This window comes from Arthrobacter sp. 2YAF22_2 (assembly GCF_052114645.1).
Taxonomy (GTDB): domain Bacteria; phylum Actinomycetota; class Actinomycetes; order Actinomycetales; family Micrococcaceae; genus Arthrobacter.
Window position 1 is genome coordinate 1 of sequence record NZ_JBFRFD010000249.1, and the last position, 5,354, is coordinate 5,354.

Annotated in this window: 4 protein-coding genes and 1 pseudogene; 1 reads left to right on the forward strand and 4 read right to left on the reverse strand. The window is 67.7% G+C overall.

The window, feature by feature from the left end:
• Window positions 1-976: M13 family metallopeptidase (locus AB4Y86_RS11310; RefSeq protein ID WP_441402328.1), on the forward strand; the 976-nt coding region annotated here is incomplete at its 5' end.
• 15 nt (window positions 977-991) lie between these two features.
• On the opposite strand, the gene AB4Y86_RS11315 is transcribed toward AB4Y86_RS11310, so the two are convergent.
• From AB4Y86_RS11315 to ybeY, 4 genes and pseudogenes are all read right to left on the reverse strand, one after another.
• Window positions 992-2,578, reverse strand: coding sequence for an LCP family protein (locus tag AB4Y86_RS11315; protein WP_441402329.1), 1,587 nt, complete (start codon window positions 2,576-2,578; stop codon window positions 992-994).
• Between the two features lie 155 nt (window positions 2,579-2,733).
• Window positions 2,734-3,693: a GTPase Era gene (era, locus tag AB4Y86_RS11320; protein ID WP_441402330.1), complete on the reverse strand. Its 960-nt coding sequence runs from the start codon at window positions 3,691-3,693 to the stop codon at window positions 2,734-2,736.
• A complete protein-coding gene (locus AB4Y86_RS11325; protein WP_441402331.1) occupies window positions 3,677-5,008 on the reverse strand; it encodes a hemolysin family protein in 1,332 nt (443 codons plus the stop codon). The genes era and AB4Y86_RS11325 overlap by 17 nt, the downstream gene beginning before the upstream one ends.
• Window positions 5,005-5,319: pseudogene (gene ybeY, locus AB4Y86_RS11330) on the reverse strand (rRNA maturation RNase YbeY); the annotation flags it as partial. The pseudogene ybeY and the gene AB4Y86_RS11325, both read right to left, overlap by 4 nt.
• Between the last annotated feature and the right edge of the window lie 35 nt (window positions 5,320-5,354).

The window sequence follows — 5,354 nt, forward strand, 5'->3', positions numbered from 1 at the left end:
CGCCCTGGGCGAGGCCGTCGGGCAAATCTACGTGGCCCGGCACTTCCCGGAAAGCCACAAGGCGTCGATGCGCGCGCTGGTGGGTAACCTGACCGAGGCGTACCGGGGTTCCATCTCGGACCTGGCCTGGATGGGTGAAGAGACCAAGCTGGAGGCCCTGAAGAAGCTGGATTCCTTCCGCGCCAAGATCGGCTACCCGGACAAGTGGATCGACTACTCAGCGGTCGAGATCGACCCGGCGGATCTGCTGGGCAACGTGGAACGCGCGCACAGCGCCGACGTGGACCGGCACCTGGACGAGGTGGGCAAACCCGTGGACCGGGAGAAGTGGCTGATGACACCGCAGACGGTGAACGCCTACTACCACCCGCTGCTCAACGAAATAGTCTTCCCGGCCGCCATCCTGCAGCCGCCGTTCTTCACCGCCGACGCCGACGACGCCGTGAACTACGGCGGCATCGGGGCGGTGATCGGCCACGAGATCGGCCACGGCTTCGATGACCAGGGCTCGCAGTACGACGGCAGCGGGTTGCTCCGGAACTGGTGGACCGAGGCGGACCGGACGGCTTTCGAGGCGCTGACCTCGAAGCTCGTGGCGCAGTTCGACGCCCTTTCCCCGGCGGAGGCAGCGGGCCAGCATGTGAACGGCAAGCTGACGCTGGGCGAGAATATCGGCGACCTCGGCGGTCTGGCCATCGCGTACAAGGCGTACCTGCTCAGCCTCGACGGGCAGGAGCCGCCGGTGCTGGACGGGCTGACCGGCGCCCAGCGCTTCTTCGCTTCCTGGGCGGCGATCTGGCGGCAGGTGATCCGCAGCGAGGAGGCGGTCCGGCGGCTCGCCACCGATCCGCACTCCCCCAATGAGTTCCGCACCAACGACATCGCCCGGAACCTCGATGCTTTCCACGCGGCGTTCGGGACTTCGGAGCAGGACGGCATGTGGCTGGCGCCCGGGGAGCGCGTCAGCATCTGGTAGCGCCGGCCCCTGGGGCTAGCGCGTGATCAGCGCTGGGTTCGCCTGCTGGCAGACCGTATCGCCGGCCGTCTGGTTGACGATGTCCTTGGGCAAGGCCACCGGCGCGTCCGCCTGCTGGGCCCCGCCGGTGTAGTCGCTGCCCACGTAGACCTGGACGCCCGCGACGCCGGCTGCCGGGAGTACCTGCGAGGCCGGGATGCCCAGCAGCGTGGCCACGTCCGCGGCCACGTCGGCGAAGTTCGCGCCGTAGYACACGGCGGTGGTCGCCACGGCCTTGGCGGTCAGCTGGCCCGTCTGGGTGAAGCCGCCCGCGTTGAGCGCGGCCAGCAGTTCCTTGGCCCGCGCCGGGTCGCCGGAGCCGTTGGCCACGGTGACGGGCTGCAGGGCCTTGTTGTAGGCGGGCGCGGAAAGCGTCTGGCTGGCCGTCGGCTGGGCGCTGGCCGAGGCACCGGCAGTGGCGCCCGCGGCGGCCGTCGGGGTGGCGGTGGGGTCGGTCAGGTCCACGTCCTTGCGCATCGCCGCGAACAGCTGCGACGCGGCGGGCTCCGCCAGCTGCAGCCGGTTGATGTCGGACGCCGCGGGCTCTGTCGGAGTAGCCACGAAGGCGACCTTGCCGACGTCGATGGTCTTCAGCCGGTTCGCGACGGTCAGCAGGGTCGGGACGGAGGCCAGGCCGTCGTCGATCGTCAGATTCTTGGTGATCGCGTCCGCGATGCCGAGCATCCGTGCCGGGTTGGTGAGGGTGCCGTCGGACTTGATTTTGCGGGTAAGGGAACTCAGGAACCCCTGCTGGGCCTTGATCCGGCCCAGGTCGCCGCCGTCGCCGAAGGCGTGCCGGGTGCGGACAAAGGAGAGCGCCTGCTCGCCCTGCACTGAGGACGTTCCCTTCGGCAGCCGAAGCCCGGAGTCTGGGTCGAAGATGGCGTCGCTGACGCACACGTCGACGCCGCCGACGGCATTCGAGAGTTCCTTCACGGCGTTGAAGTCGGCCATCATGAAGTGGTCGATCTCAAGCCCGGTGAGTTTGTTGACGGTGTCCACCGCGCAGCCGATGCCGGCCTCGGACATCGCCGCGTTGATCATGACCCCGGTCTGGGCCGGATACTCCTGGTTGGTCTTCGGGTCCTTGCACTTCGGGATGTCCACCAGAAGGTCCCGCGGGAAGCTGATGACGTTGACCCGCTTGTTGTCTGCGGAGATGTCCATCAGCATCATGACATCGGAGTGGCCGTAGCCGGTGGAATCCGCTGCGCCGCCGTACTGCGAGTTCTTGCCGTCACGGGTATCCGAACCGAGGATCAGGATCTGCATCCGGCCGGTCGCGTCGTCGGGGGCGGCCTCGGTCCGGGCGTTGCCGGCGCCGAGCGCCTGGGTGGAGATGTTTCCCTGCAAACGGATGAACCAGTAGGCGCCGAACGCGATGACACCGACGAGGAGCACCGAGATGATGATGGTGGTGGCCTTCAGCCACACCGGTATCCGCGGGGCGGCACCGAGGTGGCGCGCGGGCCCGACGGAATCATCTGCCGTGTGCCGGGCAGCGGCGCCGGACCGAACCGGGGGGCCGGTTCCGTCGGCGCGCTTGTCACGGGGTCGAGCCACTGGTGGTGCCTTCCTTAGCGAACGGGAGTCTAGCTATTTTAGTGCCCCAAACTGGGAAAACCCCGACGGGCATGCCGAAGCCGGACCGCGGGTTCTCCCCGGCCCGGTCACGCTGTCGGCAAGCGGGGCACCGCACCCGCCGGCCTTGTTCGGACTTAGAAGCCCAACTTGACCAGTTGCTTGGGATCGCGCTGCCAGTCCTTGGCGACCTTCACGTGCAGGTCCAGGTAGATCCGGGCCCCGAGCAGCGCTTCAATCCCCTTGCGGGCGGTGGTGCCGACCTCGCGGAGGCGTGCGCCGCCCTTGCCGATGATGATGGCCTTCTGTGACGGCCGTTCCACGTAGAGGTTGACCCGGACATCCAGGAACGGTCGGTCCTCGGGACGGCCCTCACGCGGGACAATCTCATCGACCACCACGGCCAGGGAGTGCGGAAGCTCGTCGCGGACGCCCTCGAGGGCAGCCTCGCGGATGAGTTCGGCGATCATCACCGCTTCCGGCTCGTCCGTCAGGTGCCCGTCCGGGTAAAGCGGCGGCGACGGCGGCATGTGGCTGATCAGCACGTCGGCGACGGTACCGACCTGGAAACCGTCAGTGGCGGAGACCGGGACGATGTCCTTCCAGCCTTCCTCGCCCAGCACCTCGCGGCCCAGTGCAGCGACGGCGAGCAGCTGCTCGGTCAGTGCCTGGCGGTCCACGGTATCCGCCTTCGTCACGACGGCGATCACCGGCTTGTTCCCGACGGCGGCGAGCTGCGCGGCGATGTACTTGTCCCCGGGGCCGATCTTTTCGTTGGCGGGCAGGCAGAAGCCGATCGCGTCGACCTCGGCCAGGGTGTCCGCGACGAGCTCGTTGAGCCTCTTGCCCAGCAGCGTGCGGGGGCGGTGCAGGCCCGGCGTGTCGACCAGGATCAGCTGTGCATCGTCGCGGTGCACGATGCCGCGGATGGTGTGCCGGGTGGTCTGCGGTTTGGCCGAGGTGATGGCGACCTTCTGCCCGACGAGGGCGTTGGTGAGGGTGGATTTGCCGGCGTTCGGTCGTCCCACCAGTACCGCGAAACCGGCCCGGTAACCGCCCAAGGGCGCTTCGCCGTCGGACTTATTCTGCTTGCTCACGTGGAACTCCCTGTTGCGTTGATTCGGCCTCGTCGAAAAGGTCTTCAAGGTCAGTTTCTGCTTTCGGCGCTGCGGCCGCAATGATGTGGCTGACGCGGTTGCGGCGGCCTTCGAGCCGGTCGGCCCGGAGAGTGACGCCGTCGACGGCGACGGTGCTGCCGACGATCGGCACCCGGCCGAGCGCCTTCGCGAGCAGGCCGCCCACGGTGTCGACCTCGTCGTCGTCGAGTTCCAGGTCGAAGAGTTCCCCGAGGTCATCGATGCTCATCTTGGCGCTGACCCGGTAGCTACCGTCGCCGAGGTCCACGGCTTCCGCGGCCTCGGTGTCGTATTCGTCCACGATCTCGCCGACGATTTCCTCGATCAGATCCTCGAGCGTGACGAGGCCGGCGGTGCCGCCGTACTCGTCGATGACGATCGCGACATGGGTGGATTCCTTTTGCAGCTCACGGAGCAGCTCGCTCACCGGCTTCGAGTCCGGCACGTAGCGGACCACGCGGGCCAGCTTATCGACCACCGGCGGTTCCTCGCCCGGGGCCAGGTTATGGATCACGGCGGCCACGTCCTTGAGGTAGACGATGCCGAGGACCTGGTCGGTGTTGTCTCCGATGACCGGGATCCGGGAGTAGCCCGAGCGCAGGAATAGTGACATTGCCCGGTGCAGGCTGGAGCCGGAGTCGATGCTCAGGATGTCGGTCCGGGGCACCATCACGGAGCGGACAAGCGTGTCGCCGAAGTCGAAGACCGACTGGATCAATTCGGCCTCATTGTCCTCGATGACGTCGGACTCGGTGGCGCGTTCGACGAGTTCGCGGAACTCCTCTTCGCTGAAGAAAGCTTCGTTGTCTGCCGGCGCCCCGGGCGCCACGGCGCTGCCCAGGGTAACCAGCCAGCCCGGAATCGGCCCGAGCACCCAGCAGAGCCAGCGGATCAGCGGGGCGGAATAGCGGACGACCTCGGCGGAGTGCACCCGGCCCAGCTGGCGGGGCGAGACGCCGACGATGACGAAGCCGACCAGGGCCATGATTCCGGTGGCGGCCAGCCCGGCGAGCCAGACGTTGTCGAGCAGGCTGTGCAGCAGCGCGGTCACGGCCACCGCGGAGGCCATTTCGAACCAGACCCGCCAGAACCGCAGGGCCCGCATGTGGGCCACGGGCTGGGCCATGATCCGCTTCAGCGCAGTGCCGCGGCTATGCAGGATCGCGTGCTCGGCGTCGTGGCGGGGAAGGAAGTTGAAGGCGGCCTCGGCCGCGGTCAGTACGGCCGCAAAGCCGAGGAAGACCAGCGCCATGCCGGCCAGGATCAGTGGGGTCACTGAATCGTCTCTGCCGGGGCGTCCCTGCCGGTGAAGCCGGCAAGAAGTTCGCGCTGCAGCCCGAACATCTCCTCCTTTTCCTCCGGTTCCGCGTGGTCGAAGCCGAGCAGGTGCAGGATGCCGTGGGTAGTCAGCAGCAGCATCTCGTCCTGGGTGGAATGCCCGGCGTTCTTCGCCTGCACCTCGGCCACCTGGGGGCAGATTGCAATATCGCCCAGCATGCCCTGCGGGGTTGGCTTGTCCGGCGTACCGGGGGTGAGCTCATCCATCGGCACGGACAGCACGTCCGTGGATCCTGGTTCGTCCATCAGTCCTGGGCAACCTGCTGGCCAATGCCATCAAGTTC